This window comes from Mesorhizobium sp. C089B, from assembly GCF_030323125.1.
GTDB lineage: Bacteria > Pseudomonadota > Alphaproteobacteria > Rhizobiales > Rhizobiaceae > Mesorhizobium.
Window position 1 is genome coordinate 4,037,829 of sequence record NZ_CP100469.1, and the last position, 26,041, is coordinate 4,063,869.

A 26,041-nucleotide genomic window follows, 5' to 3' on the forward strand; every position below is an offset into this window, starting at 1 on the left:
CCCTTCTTCCGACCAAAGGGAGGAAGAACTTTCAATGACCAAAGTAGCGCTCGTCACCGGTGGATCGCGCGGCATCGGCGCCGCCATATCGATCGGCCTGAAGAATGCCGGTTACACCGTTGCAGCCAACTATGCCGGCAATGACGAGGCAGCGGGGAAGTTCAGCGCACAAACCGGCATCAAGGCCTACAAATGGTCGGTCGCCGACTACGACGCCTGTGCCGCCGGAATCAAACAGGTCGAGGCCGATCTCGGCCCGGTCTCGGTGCTGGTCAACAATGCCGGCATTACCCGTGACGCCATGTTCCACAAGCTGACGCGCGAGCAGTGGAAGGAAGTCATCGACACCAATCTGTCTGGGGTCTTCAACATGACGCATCCGCTGTGGGGCGGCATGCGCGACCGCAAATTCGGCCGCGTCATCACCATTTCCTCCATCAACGGCCAGAAAGGCCAGGCCGGCCAGGTCAACTATTCCGCCGCAAAGGCCGGCGACATCGGCTTCTCGAAGGCGCTGGCGCAGGAGGGCGCGCGCGCGGGCATCACAGTCAATGTCATCTGCCCCGGCTACATCGCCACCGAGATGGTCAAGGCGATCGACGAGAAGGTGCTGAATGAACGCATCATTCCGCAGATCCCGGTCGGCCGCCTCGGCGAACCGGAAGAGATCGCGCGTTGCGTCGTCTTCCTCGCCTCTGAGGACGCCGGTTTCATCACCGGCTCGACCATCACAGCCAATGGCGGCCAGTATTTCGCCTGAACGACAGCATTTCGCCCGGTAGGACGGGCCGGCTTATGGCCCGTTTTTTCATCGCCGGCCGGCGATGTTCCGGGCTGCGCGCTAGACATTGACCCGTTCCGGCACGCAAAGATTAACGATTTCCAGGCGCCCTGTGCAAAACCCGGTTCGCAAGCTGTGAATTCTCGGTGGACAAGCTGTGGATAACACAACATGTTGGGGTGAACAAACCAGGAAAATCCCGCCATCGCTGATTGATCGCCGATTCGTTCCGGCTTTGAGCGCAACGTTAACGACCAACGCCGAAAATCACCGGCAAATGGTTAAGGCCGATTAAGAAAATTCAACAATTTCATAATGTTGGCCGAGGCGTATCGGATCACGACGATGCCCCGCCGGCAAAGGTTAACGCCAATGGTCGCCTTGCAGGAATCGGGCCAGTTTCCGCGATTCAGCATATGGTGAGACTCAGCCTCGCAAAATCCACATGTAGCCGTGAACAAAAGCTGAATCTGCCGGAGTCACTGATTCGTCGCCGATTCGTTCCAGACTCGTTCCAACTGTTAATTGAGACCTCAAAGACGAACCGTGGGATTGCCGGCCGGAACATTCCGCTTTCGCTTCGCGCCTGAAATCCCTATGTGTCGCCTGTCATACGCGCCACGCGAGGCGCGCTCCCGACAACACGATGCAGAAAGCCTCATCTCCAGGCCGATGAACATCCAGCCGAAACACACCGAGCCGCTGATCCTGTCGGGCCGCGACGTGACTGCCGTGCTGGGTCCGACCAACACCGGCAAGACCCATCTCGCCATCGAGCGCATGGTGGCGCATGAGAGCGGCATTATCGGCCTGCCGCTCCGCCTTCTGGCGCGCGAGGTCTATGCCCGCGTCTGCGAAAAGGTCGGCGCCCACAAGGTGGCGCTCATCACCGGCGAGGAAAAAATCCAGCCGCCCGGCGCGAAATATTCGGTCTGCACCGTCGAAGCCATGCCGCGCGAGACCGACGTTGCCTTCGTCGCCATCGACGAGGTGCAGCTCGCCGGCGACCTCGAGCGCGGCCATATCTTCACCGACCGAATCCTGCACCTGCGCGGGCGCCAGGAAACGCTGCTGCTCGGCGCGGCCACCATGCATGGCATCCTGCAAAAGCTGCTGAGAGGCGTCTCGGTGGTGACGCGCCCTCGCCTGTCGCACCTGGCCTACGCCGGTTCGAAGAAATTGACCCGCCTGCCGCGGCGTACGGCGATCGTCGCTTTCTCCGCCGACGAGGTCTATGCCATCGCTGAGCTGATCCGCCGCCAGCAAGGAGGAGCGGCGGTCGTGCTCGGCGCGCTGTCGCCCCGCACCCGCAACGCCCAGGTGGCAATGTTCCAGGCAGGCGACGTCGACTATCTCGTCGCCACCGACGCCATCGGCATGGGCCTCAACCTTGATCTCGATCATGTCGCCTTCGCCCAGAACCGCAAATTCGACGGCTACCAGTACCGCAACCTGACGGCGGCCGAGCTCGGCCAGATCGCCGGCCGCGCCGGCCGGCATCTGCGCGACGGCACCTTCGGCGTCACCGGTCAGGTCGATCCGCTGGACGAGGAACTGGTCAAGCGCATCGAGGGGCACGAGTTCGATCCGGTGAAGGTGCTGCAATGGCGCACCGCGCATTTCGACTTCGCCAGCCTCGACGCGCTGAAGCGCTCGATCGAAACCAACGCGCCGGTCGAAGGCCTGACGCGGGCGCTGCCGGCGGTCGATGCGCAGGCGCTCGAACATCTCTCCCGCGACGAGGACATCCGCGCGCTGGCTACCAATGCCAAGCGCGTGGCGCTGCTGTGGGAAGCCTGCGCGTTGCCGGACTACCGCAAGATCGCGCCGGCCCAGCACTCCGACCTGATCGCTTCTATCTACACCGACCTCGCCAAACACGGCCATGTCGACGAGAACTACATGGCCGAGCAGGTGCGCCGCGCCGATACGACCGAGGGGGACATCGACACGCTGTCGCACCGCATTGCGCAGATCCGCACCTGGACATTCGTGTCCAACCGGCCGGGCTGGCTGGCCGATCAGGCACACTGGCGGGAAAAGACGCGCGAAATCGAAGACAGATTGTCGGATGCGCTGCATGAGCGGTTGACGAAACGGTTGTAGACCGCAGGACTTCCGTCCTCATGCGGCGCCTTAGAGAAAATACAATGCCTGAAGCCGAAATCAGTCCTACCGGAACCGTCCTTGTCGAAGGCCATCATGTCGGCGAGTTGCAAGGGTTCCGCTTCACCGCCGACCAGAGCGCCGGCGGCGAAGACGCCAAGGCCGTGCGTACGGCAGCGCAAAAAGCGCTGGCCGCCGAGTTCGAGGCGCGTGCCGAACGCTTCGGCGCCTGCGCCAATGGCGACCTTGCGCTCGGCTCCGACGGCACGCTGCGCTGGATCGGCGCGCCGATCGGCACGCTGGTTGCCGGCGAGGACGCGCTGAAGCCGCGCCTGGTGCTTTTGGCCGACGAGCAGTTGACCGGCCCCGCCCGAGACAAGGTCGCCGCGCGCGCCGAGCGTTTCGTCAATTTCCAGATCGAGTCGCTGCTGAAGCCGCTGGTCGACTTGAAGAATGCCGAGCAGATCGCCGGCATCGGCCGTGGCATCGCCTTCCAGCTCGTCGAGCATTTCGGCCTCATCAACCGCCGCGACATCGCCGAGGAAATGAAGTCGCTCGACCAGGAGGGTCGCGCCGCCTTGCGCCGGCTCGGTGTGCGCTTCGGCGCCTACCACGTCTTCGTGCCGGCGCTGATCAAGCCGGCGCCCGCCGGACTGATTACGCTGTTGTGGGCGCTGAAGAACGACGGCAAGGACAAGCCGGGCTTTGGCGACGTGGTGCACGCACTGGCTTCCGGCCGCACCTCGGTGGTCATCGATCCTGCTTTCGACAAGAGCTTCTACAAGCTTGCCGGCTACCGCAATCTCGGCCGCCGCGCCGTGCGCATCGACATTCTGGAACGGCTGGCCGACCTGATCCGGCCTGCGACCAACTGGAAGCCCGGTCTGGGACAGCGCCCGGACGGCGCCTATGACGGCCAGTCCTTCATGGTGACGCCGCCGATGATGTCCATCCTCGGCGCAACCGCCGACGACATGGAAGAGATCCTGAAAGGTCTCGGCTATCGCGCCGAGCCGAAGCCGCCGGCAGAGGTCAAGGCGCGGCTGGAAGCACAGGACAACGCGGTGCGGGAAGCGGCTGCCGCCAAGCTGGCTGCGGACGCGGCTGCAAAAGCTGAACAGGCCAAGGCGGCGGAAGCCGCTGCAAGCGAAGCCGTCGCTGAAGCGCCGGCCGTTGGATCGGAGCCGGATGCGGTTGCCGCCGCTGAGCCTGCGGCTGAGCAGCCCGTCGCCGAAGCCGCAGCGGAGGCTGTTGCAGACGCTCAGCCGGAAGCGCCTGCCGAGGGTTCGGAGCCAGCTGCGGCCGTTGAAGCTACCGCCGAGGTCCCAGCCATCGACGAAACAACTGCAGAGCCTGCAGCGCAAGAACACGCTCCGGCCGTTGCAGAGGCTGACGACACTGTCACCGAAAGCGCCGACGCTTTTACCTCCCCTCGATGGGGAGGTCGCGGCGCGAAGCGACGCGGGTGGGGGTGACAGCGCTGACGAAACCGATAGTGCAGACCGCGTAGCCGATGCAGGCGCAACCGCCGGCGCCGGCGCTGCCCCCACCCCGGCGCTGCGCGCCGACCCTCCCACGAGGGGAGGGTGGAAGCGCTGAGCCTGCCCCCGAGGCCGAAGCCCCAAAGCCCATCTTGTTGTGGCGGCAGGGCCGTTTCGAGCAGCGCCCGCGCCATCGGCAAGACAACCGCAGAGACAATCGCCCGCGTAACGGCCAGGCTAGCCGCGCCGATGCGCCGGCCGACGCTGCCGGCGGACAGCCGGCACCGGGCGAACGGCCGGCCTATCAGGGCCGGCGCGACCAGCGCGACGGTGCCGCCAAGCCACGCTTCGACCGTTCGAAGTTCAAGCCCAAGCCGCAGGCCGAGGGCGAACAGCGCCGCGACGGCAAGCCGCAAGGCGAGCGTCCGCGCGAGGGCCGGCCTGACTGGAAAGGCGGCAGGCCGGAAGGCAAAGGCGGACCGCAAGGCGCCAAGCCGGCTTTCCAGGCCAAGCCACGCGAGGAACGCCCTGCGCGCTTCGATCCGGACTCGCCCTTCGCCAAGCTCGCCGCCTTGCGCGACCAGCTGAAGAAATAAGCCCCAGGTTCGCTGCGATGGTTGCTGAAGGTCGTCAGCGCATCGACAAGTGGCTGTTCTTTTCGCGCGCGATAAAATCGCGCTCGCTGGCGGCCAAGCTGGTTGTCGCCGGACGCGTCCGCATCAACAGCGACAAAGCAGCGCAGGCCTCCGATCTGGTCAAGCCTGGCGACGTTTTGACCATTACGCACGAGCGCCGTATTTTCATTTGGAAGGTGCTTGGCACCGGCGTGCGGCGCGGTCCGGCCGAGGAAGCGCGCACGCTCTACGAGGACATGTCCCCGCCGCCGGCGCCGAAAGGCGAGGCTGTTGCCGATGCCATTCCGGCGCTGCGCGACGCCGGCAGCGGCCGGCCGACCAAGAAAGAGCGCAGGCAAACCGACCGGCTGTTCGGCGAAGACTGAAGCCTTGGCCGTCTGCGCCATGCCGGCGGTCTGGAATTTCATTCCGGACACGCGGGCCCCGCCTGCAATGGCTGCCCTTGCAAGCGGCAGGCAAAGGCGTTACCTCACCAAAAAAGCCGCCGCATCGGCCCGAAAATCGGAAATCGATTTTTCGGAAGGCACGATGCGCAGATTCAAAGTGTCAGAGCGTACTTTGTGCGTCCAATTGGACGCACGTCGCTCTAGCAAGAACGGGACGTCCCGGAGCCGACCAATGACCTATGTCGTGACCGACAACTGCATCAAATGCAAGTACATGGACTGCATCGAGGTCTGTCCGGTCGACTGCTTCTACGAGGGCGAGAACATGCTTGTCATACATCCCGACGAGTGCATCGACTGCGGCGTCTGCGAACCGGAATGCCCGGCCGATGCAATCAAGCCCGACACCGAGCCGGGCCTCGACAAATGGCTGCAGGTCAACACCGAATACGCCGAGAAATGGCCCAACATCACCGCCAAGAAGGAGCCTCCGGCAGATGCCAAGAGCTTCGACGGCGAGGCCGGCAAGTTCGAGAAATATTTCTCCGCCGAGCCCGGCGAAGGCGACTGAGCACATGACGCTGGAATCGGAATCGATTTCGGAAAGGGTGATGCGCAAAGCAAAAAAGTGCGGCCTATTGGATCGTTATAACGCTGCGTAACGCGCATCATACATTAACTGCCTTGACAGGCGGCGATGGCGCTCGACCTTCGCGTTTGCAGCAAAACCTTGATTCTTCCGACTTTTTGTGCTACACCAGTTGAAACATGCCGGTGACACAACGTCGATTTATGGCGCAAGCGCCCCAAATCACTGAAAGGTGAAATCCCCAATCGGACCAGAGCGATCTGGGCCAGGCAGTCGCTATGTATGCGGTTTGCCGGTCCCGGCTTTTTCCGATGGGTTCATCTGTTGTGCGGCTAACGATCGGTGTCCCCGGTCGCATGCGTTCGGACCGGCAGGCCGCCGGTGCCACAACAAGGAGTTCAGGGCGTAATGGCAACGATCACCCCGCAGAAGAAGTCCACCTCGGCACGCCACGGTTTCAAGACCGGCGAGTACATCGTCTATCCGGCGCACGGCGTCGGCCAGATCGTCTCGATCGACGAGCAGGAAGTTGCGGGCCACAAGCTGGAACTGTTCGTCATCGACTTCCAGAAGGACAAGATGCGCCTGAAGGTTCCGGTCGCCAAGGCGACCTCCATCGGCATGCGCAAGCTGTCGGAAGAGGATTATGTCGAGCGCGCGCTGAAGGTCGTCCAGGGCCGCGCCCGCGTCAAGCGCACCATGTGGTCTCGCCGTGCGCAGGAATATGATGCCAAGATCAATTCGGGCGACCTGATCTCGATCTCGGAAGTCGTGCGCGACCTCTATCGTGCCGACAACCAGCCGGAACAGTCCTATTCCGAGCGTCAGCTCTATGAGGCGGCACTCGACCGCATGGCGCGCGAGATCGCGGCAGTCAACCGCATGTCGGAAACCGAAGCCGTGCGCCTGATCGAGGTCAACCTCAACAAGGGCCCGAAGCGCGGCGCCAAGGCCGACAATGAGGAAGCCGAGCAGGAAGAAGCTGCCTGATCGCTTTCACCGTCGAATTCATGAAAAACCCGGCCTTGTGCCGGGTTTTTGTTTTTACCCCCTTGTGGGGTTCCAAGGAAGGGCGAGACCCGTGGCTCGCCCAGGCAGGGTCGCTGCGAAGCAGCGAGGATGGGGGACGGCACCAGACCCGACCCGGACCTTCCGTCCGACCTCCCACAAGGGGGAGGTAGAAGGCTCAGCCGCCGGCTTCCTTCTCCGCCTCCTGCTTCAGCGTCGCAATAAAACGCTTCGTCCGTTCACGCTCCGGGTTGGAGAACACCACGGCGGACGGCCCCTTCTCGACGATGACGCCGGCGTCGAGGAACACCACCTCCTGCGCAATCTTGGAGGCAAGGCGAAGGTCGTGCGTGGCCATCACCATGGTCGTGCCTTCGCTGGCGAGTTTTCCCAGCACGTCGACCACTTCCTGCGCCAGTTCCGGATCGAGCGCCGAGGTCGGCTCGTCGCAAAGCAGCACTTTCGGGGACGGCGCCAGGGCGCGGGCGATCGCCACACGCTGCTGCTGGCCGCCCGACAGCGTTGCCGGCCAATCATCCGCCTTGTGCGCCATGCCGACCTTCTCGAGCAGCGCCAGTGCCCGCTCGCGCGCCTTTGCCGTCGGCCATTTCAGCACCGTCACCAGGCCTTCCATGACGTTCTCGATCGCGGTGCGATGCGGGAACAGCTGGAAGTTCTGGAACACCATGCCGGTCTGCAGCCGCAGGCGCTGGATGTCGCGGCTGGGGATCTTGATGCCGGGACGGAATTCCAGCGTCTCGTCGCCGATGCGCACCATGCCCGAGGTCGGGATCTCCAACAGGTTGATGCAGCGCAGCAGAGTGCTCTTGCCACCGCCGGAGGGACCGACAAGCGCGGTGACGCTGCCTTCGGCAATGGTGACCGTCACGCCCTTCAGCACCAGATTGTCGCCGAAGCGCTTTTCGATATCGGTGAGGCCGATCATGAGCGCGCCTCCAGGAAGCCGCCATAGCGGTTGAGCCGCTCCTCCAGCCGCGTCTGCAAGGCCGAAAGCACCGAGCTCATCGCCAGATAAAGGATCGCCGCCTCGACATAGAGGATCAGCGGTTCATAGGTGGTGGCGACGATGCGCTGCGCCGCCTGGAACATCTCCGGCACGGTGATGGCGGCGGCCAGCGACGTATCCTTGACCAGCGAGATGAAGGTGTTGGACAGCGGCGGCACGGCGACGCGGCCGGCTTGCGGCAGGATGGTGCGCCGCATCGCCTGGCTCCAGGTCATGCCGATCGAATAGGCCGCTTCCCACTGGCCCTTCGGCACCGAGCCGATCACGGCGCGGATAATTTCCGAACTGTAGGCGCCTATGTTGAGGGTGAAGCCAATCAGCGCCGCCGGAAAAGCATCCAGCAATATGCCGACCGAAGGCAGGCCGTAAAAGATCAGGAACAGCTGCACCAGAAGCGGCGTGCCGCGAAAGATCCAGACATAGAAGCGGACCACGGCAACCAGAGGCTTGGGGCCGAACAGCCGCACCAGGGCGACAACAAGGCCGACGAACAGGCCGAGTGCGAACGATAGCAATGTCAGCGGTACGGTGAAGATCAACGCCGCCCACAGCAGTGTCGGCAACGAGTCCAGCATCAGGTGTAGCCAGTGCGGCACGAACGGCTCCTCCCTCACAGACCGCCGCGGTGACGGCAGTGCGATTGTGTGCTTCTCATATCATGCGAATAACGGCGAGCCGTCAAAGACGGCCCGCCGCTATTTGTCATTGCCGGCAAACCGCCGGGAGATGGTCTTTACTGCGAGACATCCTGGCCGAAATAGGTATCGGCGATCTTCTTGTAGGTGCCGTCGGCCTTGATGTCGGCCAGCGCCTTGTTGATCGCCGCGACCAGCTCCGGATCACCCTTGCGCACGATGACGCCGGAATAGTCGGCGTTCTCTTCCTGCGCGGCGATCTTCACATTGGCGTCCGGCTTGTGCTTCTTGAAGTCGAGGAAAGACAGGCTGTCATTGATGGTGGCGTCGGCGCGGCCGGTGAGCAGCAGCTGGATCGACTGGTCGAAGCCGTCGGTGCCGACAAGTTCGGCGCCGTTGGTCTCGGCGAGCTTGCCGAAATTCGATGTCAACGACTGTGCCGACTTCTTGCCCTTGAGGTCGGCGAAGGTCTTGATGTCGGTATTGTCGCCGCGCACGATCAGCACGGCCTTGGAGGCGATGTAAGGATCGGAGAAATCGTACTTGGCCTTGCGCGCGTCGGTAATGCCGACCTCGTTGATCACGGCGTCGTAGCGGTTGGCGTCGAGGCCGGCGATCAGCCCGTCCCATTTGCCTTCGAGGAACTCGACCTTGACGCCGAGCTTGTCGCCGATCGCCTTGGCGATCTCGACGTCGAAGCCGACCAGCGCGCCGGAAGCATCATGATAGGTGAAGGGTGCATAGGTGCCTTCGGTGCCGACTTTGAGGGTGCCGGCCTGCTTGATCTGGTCAAGATTGGCGCCGGCATGGCCTGATGTAACAGCCAGAACCTGAAGCGTTCCGGCGACGATGAGCGAATTGAGCCATTTCATTTCTATGTGATCCCGTCCTTGGCCGGTGTCCGGCGCTTGTGAGAGCCGGAAACTGACAGATACAGCGCAGCAAAATAAGGAACCAGATTTCAAAAAAACGGCGATCCAGAAATCAGATTCTCAAAGCAGCTCGGATCGGTGCCAATAGTCCCGATCTGCGGTGTCGATGCGCCCTGTCGGACCGCACAAAACAACCGCCATCGGCGGCGGAACCAATCCCCGGTGTGGCACGTTCATGGCTTGTTGTAGGGCGCCGCGTTTCCATTTCAAGAACCCTTGGCTGCGCTAGGCCCGAAGCAATTCCAGGAAAGTGGGAAAGCGGTTTCCTTCGGAATTGCGTCAAACAGAGATAACGGCCGCCAGGCCGTCCGAAAATGTCCGGGAGCAGGAGCGCGGCATGATCGAAGACACGGCAGGACGGACCATGGTCCGCACGGCAATGAAAGCCCCTTACCTCGAGCGCGATGAGGAACATGTTCTCGCCTTGCGCTGGAAGGAAGACCAGGATCAGCAGGCGCTGCATCAGATTACCGTCGCCCATATGCGGCTGGTCATCTCCATGGCTTCGAAATTCCGACATTACGGCCTGCCGCTCGGCGATCTGGTCCAGGAGGGCCATGTCGGGCTGCTGGAAGCAGCCGCGCGTTTCGAGCCGGAGCGCGAGGTGCGCTTCTCGACCTATGCGACATGGTGGATCCGCGCTTCGATGCAGGACTACATCCTGCGCAACTGGTCGATCGTTCGCGGCGGCACCTCTTCGGCGCAAAAGGCACTGTTCTTCAACCTGCGGCGCCTGCGCGCCCGTCTTGCCAATGGCGCCGAGCCGATCTCTAACGCCACGCTCTACCGCGAAGTCTCGGTAGCCCTCGGCGTCTCCGAGGCCGATGTCGAGAAGATGGATTCCAGGCTTTCAGCACCTGACTCTTCGCTCAACGCACCGCTCGCCGATGAGGCCGGTACCACCGAGCGGATGGACTTCCTGATTTCGGACGATCCATTGCCTGACGAGGTCGCCGGCGACACCATCGACGTCGAACGGCGCCTGATGTGGCTGAAGACGGCGCTCCGCGCGCTCAATGCCCGCGAACTCAGGATCATCGAGGAGCGTCGGCTGACAGACGAAGGTGCGACGCTTGAGGCGCTCGGCGAGACGCTCGGCATTTCCAAGGAGCGTGTCCGCCAGATCGAGGCCCGCGCCATGGAAAAGCTCAAGCTCGCGCTGGTCAAGCAGAACCCCGAATTCATGGCAGCGTGAGATTGCCAGGAACAGGGGTACCGCCCTGAGTTATCTCAGAAAAAAGCACTACGCAGGCTGTGGTTTCTGACGAAGACCGGCGCTATCTGTCCGTGACGATCTTGACCTTGTCGCCGGCCGAAACCGAGGCGCCCGGCGACATCGCGTTGAGCACGCGGAACAGATCGAGCTTGCGGTCGACGCCGACCATCTGCGCCGAAAGTGTGCCCATCGTCTGCCCGGCCTGTACCGTGACGACGCGGATATGCAGCGGCTTCAGTGCCGCTTTCTCGGCGGGGCTGAGCACGCGGAACGAACCGCTGACCGAGCGTGCCACCGGATCGAGTGTCGTGCTGGCCGAGGGGGCGGCCGTCAGCAGGCGATAGACCTGGCCGCCGGCGCGGATCACTGCAATGTCGAACTGCCAGCCATCGGCGCCGGCGTGCGCTGTCGCCGCCTCGTTGCCGTCGATCGTCTCCTGGCGCACACTGGTCTCGTCGAGACCGGCCACCCAGCCGCTTCTGATGTAGTCGGTCAGCGCACGATCCTTGTCGATCGACACACCGTCGAAGCGGATCGCCATGTCGCCGGGACCGGTCGCCGTCACCGCCGCTGCCGAATTGTCGATGATGAAGCCGTCGGGCACCGTGAACGATACGCCGAGGCCCGGATGCAGGAAGGTCTGGCCGCGCACATAGCCCTCTTCCGGCGTGTCGCCATAGAGCAGGCCGTCTATCCCGGCCAGGAAGGAATCGCGGTCGCGCGTGCCGATGCCCGGCGCGCCGAACTGGCGGGCGTGACGCTGCGCCAGATCAATTCGCTGCGGCGTGTTGGGGTGCGTAGCCAGGAAGTCGAGGCTGGCGTCGGTGGCGCCGCTGATCGAGCGGAAATCTGTATAGGCCGACATCGACTGCAGGAAACGCCCGGCGGCATAGGGATCGTAACCCGCCTCGCCGATCGACTTGATGCCGATGGCATCTGCCTCCAGCTCCTGGTTGCGCGAGAACTGCGCCAGCCTCAGCTTGCCGCGGATCAATGCCTGCTTGGCGGTCGGGCTGTCGCCCAGCACATCGGAGACCACCTTGGTCGCCAGGCCTTCCTCGGCCTCGAGCTGCTGTCGCTGCAGACCATGATTGGCGGTGACGTGGCCCATCTCATGCGCGATGACGGCGGCGAGTTCGGCCGAATCATTGGCCAGCGCCAGCAGGCCGCGGGTGACGTAGAGATAGCCACCCGGCAGCGCGAAAGCGTTGACGTTGGGCGAATTGAGGATGGTGATGCGATAGGTCTGGGTCGGATTGGCCGACACCACGGTCAGGCTGCCGACAACCTTGGCCACCATGCGCTCGAGCTTGGGATCGGAATATTCGCCGCCATAGGTGGCAAGGATGCGCGGATGCTGTGCCTTCGCCAGTTCGGCAAGCTTGCTGTTGGCGGCGACATTGTCGACCGTGATCGGCTTGTCGGAAGGCTGGAAGCCAGATTCCTGCACTTCGGGAGGCGTGAACATCTGGCAGCTGGCCAGCGCCACGGCAAGGCCGGCCAGCGCGAGGAAGCGCACCAGCGGTCTGCGTTTCAAAGTGTCAGTGCCGGTCGTTAGCACGGCGTTCCTTCAGCTCTCGGCGCATGATTTGGACCGGGGCCCGCGCCAGCGAAAAATCGGTTTTCGTTGGCAATCCTGCACATCAAAAAACCTACAGCGTTTACGCATCCGGCCGGGTGCGGCGCTGTAGGGGCAAATCACGGCTCGTGCCGGACCAGTACTAAGCGGACCTAGCCACATCGACTGGACCATGGCAAGCAAGCGCCACATCACCTGTAGCCGGTTTGGTCGTAAATTATGTCCGCTTCCGGGCAATATCGCGTGATCCGCCCGAACTTGCGCCGATATAGCGCCGAAACGCTTCAGGGCCAGTGCCGTCGAAAAAATCGGCGGCAGGTCCCGTCGCGGCAACCCTGCCATTGTCCAGAAAAACCATCTGCTCGCCGATACGGCGAGCGTCTTCCGGCTGATGCGTGACGAACAGCACCGTCATCGCCCGCTCGGCATGAACGCCGGACACCAGGTCGAGCATATCATCGCGCAGCGCTGGCCCGAGCGAAGCGAACGGCTCGTCGAGCAGCAGCACCGGCCGGTCGCGCACCAGAACGCGGGCGAGCGCCACGCGCTGCCTTTCGCCGCCGGAGAGTTCGCGCGGCAGGCGCATTTCCTTGCCGGCCAGGCCGACGCGGTCAAGCGCCTCGGCGATTGCGGCGCGATCGGCGTCGGTCAGGTTGAGAGATGGCGAGCGGCCGAGCCCGACATTCTTCTCCACCGAGAGATGAGCAAACAGATTGTTTTCCTGGAATACCATCGACACCGGCCGCACCGAAGGCGGCTCGGCGCCGACATCGGCGCCGCCGATCAGCACACGACCGAACTCCGGCGTCTCGAAACCAGCCACCAGATTGAGCAAGGTCGATTTGCCCGAACCACTTGCCCCCATGATGGCGGTGATCTTCGATGTATCGAATTCGACATCGAACAGGAATGACGTTTCGCCATAGCTGAACGAGACCGTGTCCAGCCGGACAGTCGTGCCTTTCTCCACAGCGGACGTCACGATCTCTCTCCCCGTCCCAGCCAGTCTGCCGCGACCACCAATGCAAGGCAGACCGCCCCGAGCAGCAAAGCCAGCCCGGCAGCATCGGCCGTGCGATAGCTGCCCATGCGCGCCAGCAGGAGATAGGGCAAGGTCTGCACCGAATCGCTGCCGAACAGCGCGATGACGCCGAGATCGCCGAGCGACAGCGCCATGGCGAAGGCAAAGCCGGTGGCCAGCGGCCGCCGGAGCGACGGCCAGTCGACCAGAAGCAGCCGGTTCCAGCCCGCAATCCCGAGCTGCGCGCACAGCCTCTCATGGCGCTCGCTCGCCGCATCATAGGCCGGGCGCATCGCGCGGATGGCAAAGGGCATCGCCATCACCGCATTGACGGTGACGACCATGACCGGCGCGATGGCAAAGACATCGCTGACCGTGCGCAGCAGGAGAAACCAGCCGGCGCCGATGACGACGGGTGGCACGACGAGGACGAAGCCGGCGCCGGTGTCGGTGGCATGTTCGAGCAATGAACGGGCACTGGACCGGCGGCGCAGCGACAATGCCCGACGCGCCATGATCAGCGACAGCGACAGCGCCACCGAAAGTAGCGCCGCCGAGAAGGCGAGACCGGCGCTGGTCAGCGTCGCCTGACGCACGGCACTCTCGCCCGCCAACCGGCCGAGATCGGCGTCGAGGCCGGACGCGACGGTGGCCGCCATTGGTCCGGCGACGAACAGCAAGGCGAGCACGATCAGGACGGCGTTGAACGCTGTTTCTGCTTTGCCGGCCAAGTGATAGCGGCGCGGCGCGACAGGCAAATTGGCGTCGCCGGTCATATTGGCGCCAAGCCGCGTCAGCGCCAGCATGACGGCAAAAGTCAGCGCGATCTGCAGCACGGTCAGCGTCACCGCTCGCGCCGGATCGAAGTCGAAACGCAGTGCCTGATAGATGGCGACTTCCAGCGTCGTCGCCGCCGGCCCGCCGCCGAGGATCAGGACGATGGTGAAGGAGGTGATGCAAAGCATGAAGACAAGCCCGGCGACGCCCGGCAGCGCGGCGCGCAGCACCGGCCACTCGATCAGCCGGAAGGCTGGCCTCGCTCCCATGCCGAGCTGGTTCGCCAGCCGCCATTGATCGGCCGGCACCGTGCCCAGCGCTTCGAGGAACAGCCGGGTGGCCAGCGGCAGGTTAAAGAAGACGTGGGCGACGAGGATGCCCGGCAGCCCATAGATGTCGGGCCAGCTCTGGCCACCGATCGCGGCGAAATAACCGGCGCGGCCGTAGAGCGCCAGTATGCCCAGCGCTGCGACAATCGCCGGCAAGGCAAGGGGCACAGTAAACAGCTGCAGGATGAAGCCGCGTCCGAAGAAGCGCGGATGCCGCGACAGCGCGCGGGCGACGAACAGCGCCGGTACGACGGAAAGCAGCATCGAGAGCGCAGCCTGCCAGAGCGTGAAGCGGACAACGCGCAGGAGATAGAGGTCAAAGGCGGACGCGGCGCCGGAAAGGTCGTGCGCGCCTTCGCGGATAAGGCCGGCGAAGGCGCCACCGATCAGCAGCGCGATTGCCGCAAGCGCGACAATGCCGGCCGTGATGCGGGGGTCAGAGCGTTGCACTCTTTACCGGGCGTCGCGTTCCTTCGCGCCCCCCTCTGTCCTGCCGGACATCTCCCCCACAAGGGGGGAGATCAGCTATTTCCGCGCCCCGCTTATTCCTGCAACCTTGGCGACTGGCGAAATCGCCGACGATAGCCAATCTCCCCCCTCGTGGGGGAGATGTCCGGCAGGACAGAGGGGGGCGCCGTAGGGCACTCATCTTTCGATCATACAGCCAAAGCTATTTGCTCATCACCGCCAGCCATTCATCCACCCAGGCCTTGCGATTTGCCGCGACCTCTTCCGGGCTGAACAGCAAGGTCTTCGCCGGCTTGACCAGCCTATCAAAAGCCGGATTGAGCGGCTTGTCGGTTTTCCCGGCCGGGAACATCCAGTTGGTCTCCGGAATGACATCCTGGAATTTCGGCCCGGTCATGAAGGCCAGGAACTTCGCCGCCAGCGGATTCTTCGCGCCCGTGGTGGTGATGCCGGCGACCTCGATCTGCAGATACTCGCCTTCCTCGAACGAGGCCGCCTGGTAGCGCCCGGTGTTCTCGGCCACCATGTGGTAGGCCGGCGACGTCGTATAGGAAAGCACCATCGGCGCCTCGCCCTTGGTGAACAGGCCATAGGCCTCGCTCCAGCCGGGCGTCACCGTCAGCACTTTGCCCTTGAGTTTCGCCCAGGCTTCCGGCGCCTTGTCGCCATAGACCGACTTGACCCACAGCAGCAGGCCGAGGCCCGGCGTCGACGTCCTCGGATCCTGGATGACGATCTTGTCGGCGGCATCGCCCTCGACCAGTTCCTTCAGGCTCTTCGGCGGGCTCTTCAGCTTTTCGGTGTCGTAGACGACGGCGAAATAACCATAATCATAGGGCACGAAAGTGTCGTCGCTCCAGCCGCCCGGCACGTTGTTTTCAGCCACCGCGCCATGTGGGACAAACAGGCCGGAAGCCTTGGCTTCCGCAGTGAGGTTGGTGTCGAGACCAAGCACGATATCGGCCTTGGTCGAGGCACCTTCGAGCTTGACGCGGTTGAGCAGCGCGACGCCGTCGGCCACCGAGACGAAGTCGACGCTGCAGCCGCACTCGGCCTCGAATTCCTTCTTCACCTGGGGGCCCGGACCCCAGTCGGCAGTGAAACTCTCATAGGTATAGATCGTGAGTTTTTCCTGCGCGGACGCAGAGCTTGCCAGTAGCGAAACAGCAAGCCCCAGCGCTGGGACAAGACGGGACAAAAACATGCGCATCGGCGCCTCCTTCATTCGTGTTGAAAGGAATTGAGGCGTCGGGCTGTCCGAAGCGTCTAATCCCTCCGCCGGTACAAACCGGATCAGGTTCAGCGGGTTGGCGAGACTGCCTCTCAGCCGGTCCGCGAAGATCGCGTCCGGCACCCCGTTAGAGCGTTTCGACACATAGGCCCGGCCAAGGTGCCACGCAAGTGGAAGTTTGCCCGAGCATGATCCCGGAAAGTGGAATCCGTTTCCGGAAAAAGATCATGCTCCAACAAAGAGTGACGGTGCCGCTCGGCCTTCCGTTTCGTCGGCGGGGCTGGTAAGGGCCAGCGGATATGAGCACATTCACCATCCTGCTTGGCGGCGATCTCGTCCGCACGCCGCGGCTCGACCGCCAGGTCGCGGGCACGCGCGTCATCGCCGCCGACGCCGGCATCGATCATGCCCGCCTGCTCGGCGTGATGCCGGAGCTGTGGGTCGGCGATTTCGATTCCGTGCCGGCGGACCTGCCTGCCGATCTCGCCGCCGTGCCGCGGGAGGTGTTTCCTCCCGAAAAGGACAAGACCGATGGCGAACTGGCGATCGCGGCGGCATTGGAACGCGGCGCCACCAGCCTGGTGCTGGCCGGCGCTTTCGGCGGCAAGCGCGCCGACCACGCCTTCCTCCATCTGGCGCTCAGCCTGCGGCTGGCCGAGGCCGGTACAAAATTGCTGTTGACCAGCGGAGCGCAGGAAGGCGCCCCTCTGCTGCCTGGCAAGGCCGGCTTCGACTATGCCGACGGAACGCTGTTTTCGGTGCTCGGCTTTTCCGATCTTTCGGGCCTCACCGTGTCCGGCGCGAAGTGGCCGCTCGACCATGTCGAGGTCGTGTTCGGCTCGTCGCTGACCATCTCGAACGAGGTGAAGTCCAACACGACCGGGGGCGGCCTCGAAATCGCGCTCGGCCATGGCCGCGCGCTGCTGCTCGCCCACCCCTACCCCTTGCCTGAAAGCTGACATGGCCCCGCCCCTTCTCAACCTCGACGGCATAAGACTGACCTTTGGCGGCACGCCGCTGCTCGATGGCGCCGAACTGACGGCGTCCGCCGGTGACAAGATTGCGCTCGTCGGCCGCAACGGCTCCGGCAAGTCGACGCTCCTGAAGATTGCTGCTGGTCTGATCGAGCCGCAAGACGGCGAGGTCTTCCGCCAGCCTTCGGCAACGGTGCGCTATCTCCCGCAAATGCCCGACATGGACGGCTTTGCCAATGTGCGCGCCTATGTCGAGGCCGGGCTTGGGCCTGCCGACGATCCCTACCGCGCCACATATCTGATGGAGCATCTCGGCCTCGCCGGCACGGAGAACCCCAACGATCTCTCCGGCGGCGAGGCGCGCCGCGCAGCACTTGCCCGCGTCATGGCGCCCGAACCCGATATTATGCTGCTTGATGAGCCGACGAACCATCTCGATTTGTCGGTCATCGAATGGCTGGAAGAAGAGCTTGTCCGGACGTCTTCGGCGCTGATCGTCATCTCGCACGACCGTCGCTTCCTCGAACGCGTCTCGCGCGCCACCGTCTGGCTCGACCGTGGCCAGACCCGCCGCCTCGACAAGGGCTTTGGCCATTTCGAGGAATGGCGCGACCTTGTGCTGGAAGAGGAAGAGCGCGAACAGCACAAGCTCGGCCGCCAGATCGTGCGCGAGGAGCATTGGCTGCGCTATGGCGTGACGGCTCGCCGCAAACGCAACATGCGCCGCCTGGGCGAACTGCAGACCATGCGCCAGCGTTTTCGCGGCCATCGCGGCGCCGAGGGCTCGGCCACCATGGTGGCCAGCGACGCCGCCGAATCCGGCAAGCTGGTGATCGAGGCCAAGAACATCGAAAAGAGCTTTGGCGACCTCACCGTGGTCAAAGGCTTCTCGACCCGCATCCAGCGCGGCGATCGCATCGGCCTTGTCGGGCCGAACGGCGCCGGCAAGACGACGCTGTTGAAGATGCTCACCGGCGAGATGAAGCCCGACGCCGGCTCGGTGCGGCTCGGCACCAATCTGGAAATCGCCACGCTCGACCAGAAGCGCGAGGCGGTCGATCCGGCCGAGACCCTGGCGCAGTATCTCACGGACGGGCGCGGCGAAAACCTCGTCATCAATGGCGAGCAGCGCCATGTCGTGTCCTACATGAAGGATTTCCTGTTCAAGCCGGAACAGGCGCGCACCCCGGTGCGCGAGCTGTCCGGCGGCGAACGGGCGCGGCTGCTCCTGGCGCGTGTTCTGGCGCGGCCGGCCAACCTTCTAGTGCTCGACGAGCCGACCAACGATCTCGACATGGAGACGCTGGAACTGTTGCAGGAACTTGTCGCCGGCTTTGCCGGCACGGTCATCCTGGTCAGCCACGACCGCGACTTCCTCGACCGCACCGTCACCAGCATCATCGCCCCGGACGGAGGCGGCCGCTGGATCGAATATGCCGGTGGCTATTCCGACATGCTGGCGCAGCGCGGCGGCACCCGGCTCGACGACCGCAAGGCGCGCGCCAAGGCCGAAGCCAGCGATGCGCCGGCGCCGGGCAAGAGCGAGCCGGCAGCGCCAAAAGGGCCGTCGAAGAAACTGTCGTTCAAGCAGAAATTCGCCCTGGAATCGCTGCCCAAGAAGATCGAGGCGGTAATGGCCTCGATCTCGCGTTTGGAAAACAACATCGCCGATCCCGCCTATTACGAGCGCGACCCGGCCTCGTTCCAAAAGACCATCGCCGCCCTCGACAAGGAACGCGCCACGCTGGCCGCACTCGAGGAAGAGTGGCTGGAACTGGAAATGCTGCGTGAGGAGATGGAGGGTAGCATTGCCTGCGGTCTTTTATGCGCGTATATTGTGCGCATAAAAGGAGGCATCTCCGTGCTTCAATCGACGCCAAAAACTCAGCGGACCTCTGTCAACACGTCCATTGACTCTCAGTTGATCAAGGACGCCAAAGCGTTGGGCATCAACATCTCCCGCGCTGCCGAAGCAGGGATCGCGAAAGCGATTGCGGCGGAGAAAACGCGTCGATGGCAAGAAGAAAACTGGGAAGCCATCGAAAGCTCCAACGAATATGTCCGAAAGAACGGACTGCCATTGGCTAAACACCGGCCGTTCTGATGGCGCGTTACGATTTCTATCGGAGTACCGAGAGCGACGGTTATCTTCTCGACGTGCAGTCAGATATGCTTGAAGGGCTGAGCACGAGGGTGGTCGTACCTTTGATGCCGCCCGAGATTGCCCCGCTTCCTGGCCGCCGCCTGAACCCGACCTTCGCTATAAACGGCAAAGATCTTGTGATGGTCACACAGTTTGTGTCGGCCTTCAGCGCGTCCGAATTGCGGATGCCAGAGGGAAACCTTTCTAGACATCACGACGACATCGTCGCCGCGCTCGACATGCTGTTCCAGGGCTTCTGAGCGAAGGCAGCCGCTACTGCCGCCCGTCAACCTGCCGTCTTGGCCTGCCAGGCCTTCAGCGCCTCGTCGAACACCTTCTCGCCCGGAATGCCCTTTTCCATGGTCAGCAGCGCCCGGCGTCCGGTCTTGTAGACCACCGGCACGTCGATCCAGTCCTGGCCTCGAAGCAAGGTCATATTGGCGTCCTCGTCGGCCTTGGTGTCGTTGAGCGCCACCAGGAAGAAGCCGTCGGCGATCTTGGCCGGAATGCCGATCAGCGGGCTGCCGGCATCCTGTTCCGAACTCTTCATGGCGACGCGCAGGATGTTGTCGACGCCACCGCCGTCAAAGCCCTCGGGCGTCAGGAAGATCATCTCGATGATGTGGCTGGCCGGCAGCGTCTGGTCGGTATTGCGCCGGATGGTCATGCGCAGCTGGATGTCCTTGCCGGGAATGGTCGCCTCGGCGCGGATCGCCGGCTCGGGCGGCAGGTCGCCGCCGGGGGATTCCTGCACCAGCGACCAGACGATGCTGCCGGGTTCGGCCGATCCTTGCGCGGTCGAGGTGCGTTCCTCGTAGAAGATCGCCTTCTGGCCGACCGCAACGGTGGGCTCGGAAGCGGCGGCCGCCGGCGCCGCGGGCGGCGTGCCGGCCGCGGGCGGCGTGGCGGCGGCATCAGCCGGTGCTGCCCCATTGGCCGGCGGAGCGGCGCCATCGGCGGGCGGCGTTGCCGGTGGCGTGGCGGAAGCGTCGGGCGCCGGCGTGGCGGGCGCGCCCGTGGCTGCGGCGTCGCCGGCCGGCGGGGTCGCAGGCGCTGGAGCCGCAGGTGGCGCTGGAGCCGCGGGGGGCGGTGTGGTCAGCGCGGCAACGGACTCGCCCTCGCCGATCCCGCTTTGACCGGCCGCGGGACCGGGGTCGGTCTCACCGCCTTCGGGCGACAGGCGCTGGGTGAACTTCGTTCCCTCGCCGGCAGCAGCCGGTGCGGGTGCATCGGCCGCGGGCTTGGCCGGCGCCGGCTTTACCAGCGGTTCGATCGAGACCGTCTTGGTGTCGCCGCCGAGGCCCAGCATCGAGCCAAAGGCATCCTTGTTCAGCCAGATGCCATAGCCGCCGCCGGCGACCACCAGAAGCGCGACGACAGCCGCGATCAACCCGCCATAGCTGCGCCTGCGCTCGGCGGGGCGCAGGCGCTGGAACGTGTCCGCCGCCGGCTGCTCGTCATTGGCAAAGACATCGGCGCTATCGTCGTCAGCGTCCAGCTCCGCGGCTTGCTTGTCGATGGTTTCTGCACGCGCCGCAGGCGACGGCGGTGTCGGCGCGGGCCTCTGCCAGCTCGGCTCTGTCCTGGCGGTCGGCGCCGGCTGCACGGGTTTCGCCGGCTGCCAGGCCGGCGCAGGCGTGGCGGAAGGCTTTACATGACTGGACTGGTTCTTGTTGCGGTCGATGGAGGAGAAGATGTGCTCCAGCTCCGCCAGCGGATCGGATGCCGGCACCGCCCTGGCATAGTCGCGCTCGACGCTCGAGATGGCATCTTCCAGGGATCGCTTCTGCGTGCTTATGGCTTCGGCGGCCAGCGGCGGCGAATACTCCGCAAGCTTCTTCGCCAGCATGGTACGAACGCTTTCATAGATCCGCGTACGCTTTTCGGGCGTTTCGTCGCCGTGCTTGTCGAGCGCCTTTTCAGAATAGCAACGAAATCTGCCATGCTTCAGTCGACCTGTATTTTGTTTCCGCGCCGGCCCCCGCAAATCGGCCGCGATGCCCGGAAAGGCTTCAGAAAACTAGTCTTGAAACGGATCGGTCACAAGTATCGTGTCGTCCCGTTCCGGGCTGGTGGAAAGGAGCGCGACGGGTGCCCCGATCAGCTCCTCGATGTAACGGACATATTTGACGGCCTGCGCCGGAAGGTCGTTCCAGCTGCGCGCGCCGGCTGTGGTGCCTTTCCAGCCTTCGAGCGTCTCGTAGACCGGCTCGACACGCGCCTGCGCGCCCTGGCTGGCCGGCAGATAGTCGATCGTTTCGCCGTCGAGACGGTAGCCGGTGCAGACCTTGATCTCATCCAGCCCGTCGAGCACGTCGAGTTTGGTCAGGGCGATGCCCTTGATACCGTTGACGGCGACGGCCTGGCGCACCAGCACGGCGTCGAACCAGCCGCAACGGCGTTTGCGCCCGGTGACGACGCCGAATTCGTGGCCACGCGTACCGAGAAATTCGCCGATCTCGTTCTTCTGCTCGGTCGGGAACGGGCCTTCGCCGACACGCGTCGTATAGGCCTTGGTGATGCCCAGGACATAGCCGATGGCGCCGGGGCCCACCCCCGAGCCGGCGGCTGCCTGGCCGGCAACGGTGTTGGACGAGGTGACGAACGGATAGGTGCCGTGGTCGATGTCGAGCAGCGTGCCTTGCGCGCCCTCGAACAGGATGCGTTCGCCGGCGCGGCGCTTGTCGTCGAGGATTTTCCAGACGCGGTCCATATAGGGCAGGATCTCATCGGCGACCGAGGTCAGCTCGGTCATGATCGCCTCATGCGTGACTTCGCCATGGCCAAGCCCGCGACGCAGCGCATTGTGATGCGTCAGCAGCCTGTCGACCTTGAGAGGCAGCGTTTCCAAATCCGCCAGATCCATCACCCGAACCGCGCGCCGGCCCACCTTGTCTTCATAGGCTGGGCCGATGCCACGACGCGTCGTGCCAATTTTCGTCCCGGAATTGGAGGCGGCGTCCTCGCGGAATCCGTCCAGCTCCCGGTGCAGCGACAGGATAAGCGCCGTGTTTTCGGCTATTTTCAGGCGGTCCGGCGTGACCTCGACGCCTTGCGCCTTGAGTTTCGCCACTTCCGCGACAAAGGCGTGCGGGTCGAAGACGACGCCATTGCCGATGATCGACAGCTTGCCTTGCCGCACCACGCCCGACGGCAGCAGCGACAGTTTGTAGACCTTGCCGTCGACGACCAGCGTATGGCCGGCATTGTGGCCGCCCTGGAAGCGCACGACCACGTCGGCGCGCTCCGACAACCAGTCGACGATCTTGCCCTTGCCTTCGTCGCCCCATTGCGAGCCGACGACCACCACATTGGCCATGTTTCTTTTCCCTTGAGATGCCGCCCTGGCGGCCTGGATATGGTTCGAAACGACAGGCCTCTATAGCGTCAAGACCTCGCAAGCGCGACCTTTCTTTGCCGCCGAAAATGCCCTGAGGCACAACAATTTTCGGCTTTGACATCATTTACTTGCGTCGGCGGGGGCAATAGGCCGGCAAACACAACTCCCCAAGCGGCCGGAATCCCGCATGCATCGACGCGCCTACCTGTTCCTGCTGCTGACCACCCTGCTGTGGGGCGGCAATTCCGTCGCCGGCAAGCTGGCGGTCGGTCACGTCTCGCCGATGACGCTGGTCTTCCTGCGCTGGGTGCTGGCCGTCGCGATCCTGCTGCCGATCGGCTGGCGCACGATCAGGGAGGACTGGCAGGTGGTGCGCAAACACTGGTTCGTGCTGGCTGCACTTGGCGCCAGCGGCTTCACTCTGTTCAACACCATTTTTTACACCGCGCTCAACTACACGACCGCGATCAATGTCTCGATCGAACAGGCGGCAATGCCGGTCTTGATCATCATTGCCAATTTCTTCTTCTTCCGCCTGCGCGTGAGCTGGGCGCAGATTGCGGGCGTGGTGCTGACCATCTTCGGCGTCATCTTGACTGCCTGCCACGGCGATCCGCGCCGGCTGCTCACATTGGAACTCAATTTCGGCGACGCCATCATGCTGGTCGCGGTCGTCCTCTACAGCGGTTATTCGGTCGGGCTGCGGCTGAAGCCGGTGATGCGCTGGCAGAGCCTGATGTTGTCCCTGGCGATCGCTGCCCTCATCACCTCGCTGCCGTTCTTCCTGTGGGAGGTCGCCGCCGGCAAGGTTATCGTCCCCGATATCAGCGGCTGGGTGGTCATCGTCTATACCGCGATCGGCGCTTCGGTCATTTCGCAGATCACTTACATCAGGGGCAACGAACTGATCGGCGCCAACCGTGCCGGGCTGTTCATCAATCTGGTGCCGATCTTCGGCACGCTGCTGTCAGTGCTGATCGTCGGCGAGACATTCCAGCTCTACCAGGCGCTGGCGCTTGCCCTGGTGCTGGGCGGCATTTCGCTCGCCGAATACAGCGGGCGCAAGATGTCGGCACCGAACCGCTGCGGATGACATTTGGCCGCTGCCGCGCTGCGCCGCCGTCGCGATAACTGCTGCCGCGCGCCGACCTGGAACATTTTACCTCTGGCGGAGTTTGCTTGCGTGGGAGGCAACAAGATGAGCCATAACCCTCGCAGCACAGCAAGCATTGCCGGTCACCCCATTCATCCAATGCTGATTCCGTTTCCGATCGCCTTCTTTGTCGGCACCTTCGTTTGCGATCTGATTTTCTGGCAAACAGCCGATCCCGGGTGGGTCAGCGGATCGCTTTGGCTTCTCGGCGCCGGCCTGATCATGGGCGCCTTGGCCGCTCTTACCGGCCTGACGGATGTCCTCGGCGATGTTCAGATCCGCAATCTCACGACGGCATGGCTCCATGCCGGCGGCAACGTGCTCGTCGTGCTGATCGAGCTTTATAACTGGTACTCGCGTTATGTCGGTGGAGCGGCGGCCGTGATTCCGACCGGCTTTATCTTGTCGCTGATCGTGGTTCTGGTCCTGCTGTTTACAGGCTGGAAGGGCTGGGAATTGGTCTATCGGCATCGCGTGGGCGTCTCCGACGGCTCAGACGAATTGACCTGAACCGGCCTGTGCGACGGCCGCCCCAACGATGGGGGAGGACCGCCGCATCCGCCACGCCGTCAACTACATTGCGTTGATGTCGAACTGCAGCCGCTTGGCCGAGTCGATGGACTTGTGCGCCTTGACCTGTTCCAGCACTTTTTCCGGGAACGGCGCGTCGAGATAGAGCAGCGCAATCGCGTCGCCGCCCGGCCGGTTGCGGCCGAGCTGGAAGTTGGCGATGTTGACGCCGTTCTCGCCGCACACCGTGCCGAGCAGGCCGATAATGCCGGGCGCATCGGCATTGGTTGTGTAGAGCATGTGCTGGCCGACCTCGGCGTCGAGATTGATGCCCTTGATCTGGATGAAGCGCGGCTTGCCGTCGGAGAAGCAGGTGCCGGCGATCGAGCGCGTCATGTGCTCGGTCTTCACCGTCAGCTTGATGTAGCCGTCGAACACGCCCGACTTGTCGCGCTTGACCTCGGCGACGATGATGCCGCGCTCCTTCACCATGATCGGCGCCGACACCATATTGACGTCGGCGACCTGCGGCCGGATCAGTCCGGCAAGCGCGGCACTGATCAGGGCACGCGTGTTCATCGTCGCGGTCGAGCCGTCGAACAGGATCTCGACCTCGTTGATCGGGTCCTCGGTGACTTGGCCGACAAAGGCGCCGAGCACTTCGGCGAGCTTGACGAACGGCTTCAGCCGCGGTGCTTCCTCGGCCGTGATCGAGGGCATGTTGATGGCATTCGAAACCGCGCCCTTGATCAGATAGTCGGCCATCTGCTCGGCCACCTGGAGCGCGACATTTTCCTGCGCTTCCGCTGTGGAGGCGCCGAGATGCGGCGTTGCCACCACATTCTCCATGCCGAACAGCGCGTTGTTCTCCGCCGGTTCGACCTCGAACACATCGACGCCGGCGCCCGCCACCTTGCCGCTCTTCAGCGCCGCGACCAGGTCGGCTTCGACGATGAGCCCGCCACGCGCGCAATTGATGATGCGCACGCCGTTCTTCATTTTGGCGATCGCCGCCGCGTCGATGATGTTGCGCGTCTTGTCGGTCAGCGGCGTGTGCAGCGTGATGAAATCGGCGCGGGCGAAAAGCTCGTCCAGCTCGACCTTGTCGACGCCGAGTTCCTCGGCGCGCTTGTCCGACAGGAACGGGTCGAAGGCAACGACATGCATCTTCAGGCCGACGCCGCGCGTGGCGACGATCGAGCCGATATTGCCGCAGCCGATGACACCCAGCGTCTTGCCGGTGATCTCGACGCCCATGAAACGGTTCTTTTCCCATTTGCCGGCATGGGTCGAGGCATTGGCCTCCGGGATCTGCCGTGCGAGTGCAAAGATCATCGCCACCGCATGTTCGGCCGTGGTGATCGAATTGCCGAAAGGCGTGTTCATCACGATGATGCCCTTGCGGCTCGCCGCGGGGATGTCGACATTGTCGACACCGATGCCGGCGCGGCCGACGACCTTGAGTCTTGTCGCGGCGTTGATCAGTTTTTCCGTGACCTTGGTCGCCGAGCGGATGGCAAGGCCATCATACTGGCCGATGACTTCGAGCAGCTTTTCCTTGTCCTTGCCGAGATCGGGCAAATAGTCGACCTCGATACCGCGGTCCTTGAATATCTGGACGGCGGTGGTGGAGAGTTTGTCAGAGACGAGAACGCGGGGCGCCATGGCGGCCTCCTTGAATTGGATTGTCGGGAAAGGGCGGCCCGCAGGCCACCACGAA

At 63.8% G+C, this 26,041-nt stretch carries 19 protein-coding genes, 2 pseudogenes and 1 riboswitch; of the genes and pseudogenes, 11 read left to right on the plus strand and 10 right to left on the minus strand.

The annotated features are described in order from the left end of the window. Positions 1–34: 34 nt before the first annotated feature. The 5 genes and pseudogenes from phbB to NLY44_RS20030 all read left to right on the plus strand — a co-directional run bounded on the left by phbB (position 35) and on the right by NLY44_RS20030 (position 6,968). Positions 35–760 (plus strand): acetoacetyl-CoA reductase, encoded by a 726-nt coding sequence (gene phbB / locus NLY44_RS20010; protein ID WP_023698448.1) that lies wholly within the window; start codon positions 35–37, stop codon positions 758–760. Between the two features lie 693 nt (positions 761–1,453). Next, a pseudogene (locus tag NLY44_RS20015) lies at positions 1,454–4,964 on the plus strand (helicase-related protein). Between the two features lie 17 nt (positions 4,965–4,981). Beyond that, positions 4,982–5,368 (plus strand): RNA-binding S4 domain-containing protein, encoded by a 387-nt coding sequence (locus tag NLY44_RS20020; RefSeq protein ID WP_023673663.1) that lies wholly within the window; start codon positions 4,982–4,984, stop codon positions 5,366–5,368. Positions 5,369–5,621: 253 nt separating this feature from the next. After that, positions 5,622–5,960, plus strand: a complete 339-nt coding sequence (gene fdxA / locus NLY44_RS20025; protein WP_013529180.1) for a ferredoxin FdxA — start codon at positions 5,622–5,624, stop codon at positions 5,958–5,960. Between the two features lie 426 nt (positions 5,961–6,386). Further along, positions 6,387–6,968 carry a CarD family transcriptional regulator gene (locus tag NLY44_RS20030; protein WP_023673664.1) on the plus strand — a complete coding sequence of 194 codons (582 nt, stop codon included), beginning with the start codon at positions 6,387–6,389 and terminating at the stop codon, positions 6,966–6,968. Positions 6,969–7,164: 196 nt separating this feature from the next. Here the strand turns inward: NLY44_RS20030 and NLY44_RS20035 are convergent, their stop codons facing one another. From NLY44_RS20035 to NLY44_RS20045, 3 genes are all read right to left on the minus strand, one after another. Next, positions 7,165–7,932, minus strand: a complete 768-nt coding sequence (locus NLY44_RS20035) for an amino acid ABC transporter ATP-binding protein (RefSeq protein ID WP_023685808.1) — start codon at positions 7,930–7,932, stop codon at positions 7,165–7,167. Next, the gene (locus NLY44_RS20040) at positions 7,929–8,609 is read right to left on the minus strand and encodes an amino acid ABC transporter permease (protein WP_023693608.1); all 681 of its coding nucleotides are present in this window, start codon (positions 8,607–8,609) and stop codon (positions 7,929–7,931) included. The genes NLY44_RS20035 and NLY44_RS20040 overlap by 4 nt, the downstream gene beginning before the upstream one ends. A gap of 137 nt (positions 8,610–8,746) precedes the next feature. Further along, positions 8,747–9,520 (minus strand): amino acid ABC transporter substrate-binding protein, encoded by a 774-nt coding sequence (locus NLY44_RS20045; RefSeq protein WP_023702802.1) that lies wholly within the window; start codon positions 9,518–9,520, stop codon positions 8,747–8,749. Between the two features lie 397 nt (positions 9,521–9,917). On the opposite strand from NLY44_RS20045, the gene NLY44_RS20050 reads away from it, so the two are divergent. Continuing rightward, positions 9,918–10,775, plus strand: coding sequence for an RNA polymerase factor sigma-32 (locus NLY44_RS20050; protein WP_023693606.1), 858 nt, complete (start codon positions 9,918–9,920; stop codon positions 10,773–10,775). Positions 10,776–10,857: 82 nt separating this feature from the next. Here the strand turns inward: NLY44_RS20050 and NLY44_RS20055 are convergent, their stop codons facing one another. From NLY44_RS20055 to thiB, 4 genes are all read right to left on the minus strand, one after another. Beyond that, positions 10,858–12,264, minus strand: coding sequence for a M48 family metalloprotease (locus NLY44_RS20055; protein WP_245260366.1), 1,407 nt, complete (start codon positions 12,262–12,264; stop codon positions 10,858–10,860). A 328-nt stretch (positions 12,265–12,592) separates the two neighbouring features. Further along, positions 12,593–13,357: a thiamine ABC transporter ATP-binding protein gene (thiQ, locus tag NLY44_RS20060; protein ID WP_031356306.1), complete on the minus strand. Its 765-nt coding sequence runs from the start codon at positions 13,355–13,357 to the stop codon at positions 12,593–12,595. Next, the gene (gene thiP, locus NLY44_RS20065) at positions 13,354–14,952 is read right to left on the minus strand and encodes a thiamine/thiamine pyrophosphate ABC transporter permease (protein WP_023807014.1); all 1,599 of its coding nucleotides are present in this window, start codon (positions 14,950–14,952) and stop codon (positions 13,354–13,356) included. Before thiP ends, thiQ begins: the two co-directional genes overlap by 4 nt. A gap of 220 nt (positions 14,953–15,172) precedes the next feature. Further along, complete coding sequence (gene thiB, locus NLY44_RS20070; RefSeq protein ID WP_023752858.1) at positions 15,173–16,180, minus strand: thiamine ABC transporter substrate binding subunit; 1,008 nt, start codon at positions 16,178–16,180, stop codon at positions 15,173–15,175. A gap of 43 nt (positions 16,181–16,223) precedes the next feature. Further along, a riboswitch (TPP riboswitch) is annotated at positions 16,224–16,338 on the minus strand. 162 nt (positions 16,339–16,500) lie between these two features. Between thiB and NLY44_RS20075 the strand changes: the two genes are divergently transcribed. Genes NLY44_RS20075 through NLY44_RS20090 form a run of 3 tightly spaced genes read left to right on the plus strand, consistent with a single transcriptional unit; the run spans position 16,501 to position 19,578 of the window. Beyond that, the gene (locus tag NLY44_RS20075) at positions 16,501–17,160 is read left to right on the plus strand and encodes a thiamine diphosphokinase (RefSeq protein ID WP_023690494.1); all 660 of its coding nucleotides are present in this window, start codon (positions 16,501–16,503) and stop codon (positions 17,158–17,160) included. Between the two features lies 1 nt (position 17,161). Further along, positions 17,162–19,279: a type II toxin-antitoxin system CcdA family antitoxin gene (locus NLY44_RS20080; RefSeq protein WP_353654440.1), complete on the plus strand. Its 2,118-nt coding sequence runs from the start codon at positions 17,162–17,164 to the stop codon at positions 19,277–19,279. After that, entirely contained in the window at positions 19,279–19,578 is a 300-nt protein-coding gene (locus NLY44_RS20090; protein WP_023673676.1) for a CcdB family protein, read from the plus strand. The genes NLY44_RS20080 and NLY44_RS20090 overlap by 1 nt, the downstream gene beginning before the upstream one ends. Before the next feature lie 26 nt (positions 19,579–19,604). On the opposite strand, the pseudogene NLY44_RS20095 reads toward NLY44_RS20090, so the two are convergent. Next, positions 19,605–21,262: pseudogene (locus NLY44_RS20095) on the minus strand (hypothetical protein). Positions 21,263–21,338: 76 nt separating this feature from the next. Next, complete coding sequence (locus tag NLY44_RS20100; RefSeq protein ID WP_023684197.1) at positions 21,339–22,637, minus strand: adenylosuccinate synthase; 1,299 nt, start codon at positions 22,635–22,637, stop codon at positions 21,339–21,341. A gap of 208 nt (positions 22,638–22,845) precedes the next feature. On the opposite strand from NLY44_RS20100, the gene NLY44_RS20105 reads away from it, so the two are divergent. Both NLY44_RS20105 and NLY44_RS20110 read left to right on the plus strand, forming a co-directional pair. After that, positions 22,846–23,751 (plus strand): DMT family transporter, encoded by a 906-nt coding sequence (locus tag NLY44_RS20105; protein ID WP_023806563.1) that lies wholly within the window; start codon positions 22,846–22,848, stop codon positions 23,749–23,751. Between the two features lie 105 nt (positions 23,752–23,856). Continuing rightward, the gene (locus tag NLY44_RS20110; RefSeq protein WP_023747277.1) at positions 23,857–24,321 is read left to right on the plus strand and encodes a DUF2231 domain-containing protein; all 465 of its coding nucleotides are present in this window, start codon (positions 23,857–23,859) and stop codon (positions 24,319–24,321) included. 63 nt (positions 24,322–24,384) lie between these two features. Here the strand turns inward: NLY44_RS20110 and serA are convergent, their stop codons facing one another. Further along, positions 24,385–25,986 carry a phosphoglycerate dehydrogenase gene (serA, locus tag NLY44_RS20115; protein ID WP_023806564.1) on the minus strand — a complete coding sequence of 534 codons (1,602 nt, stop codon included), beginning with the start codon at positions 25,984–25,986 and terminating at the stop codon, positions 24,385–24,387. Positions 25,987–26,041 lie beyond the last annotated feature (55 nt).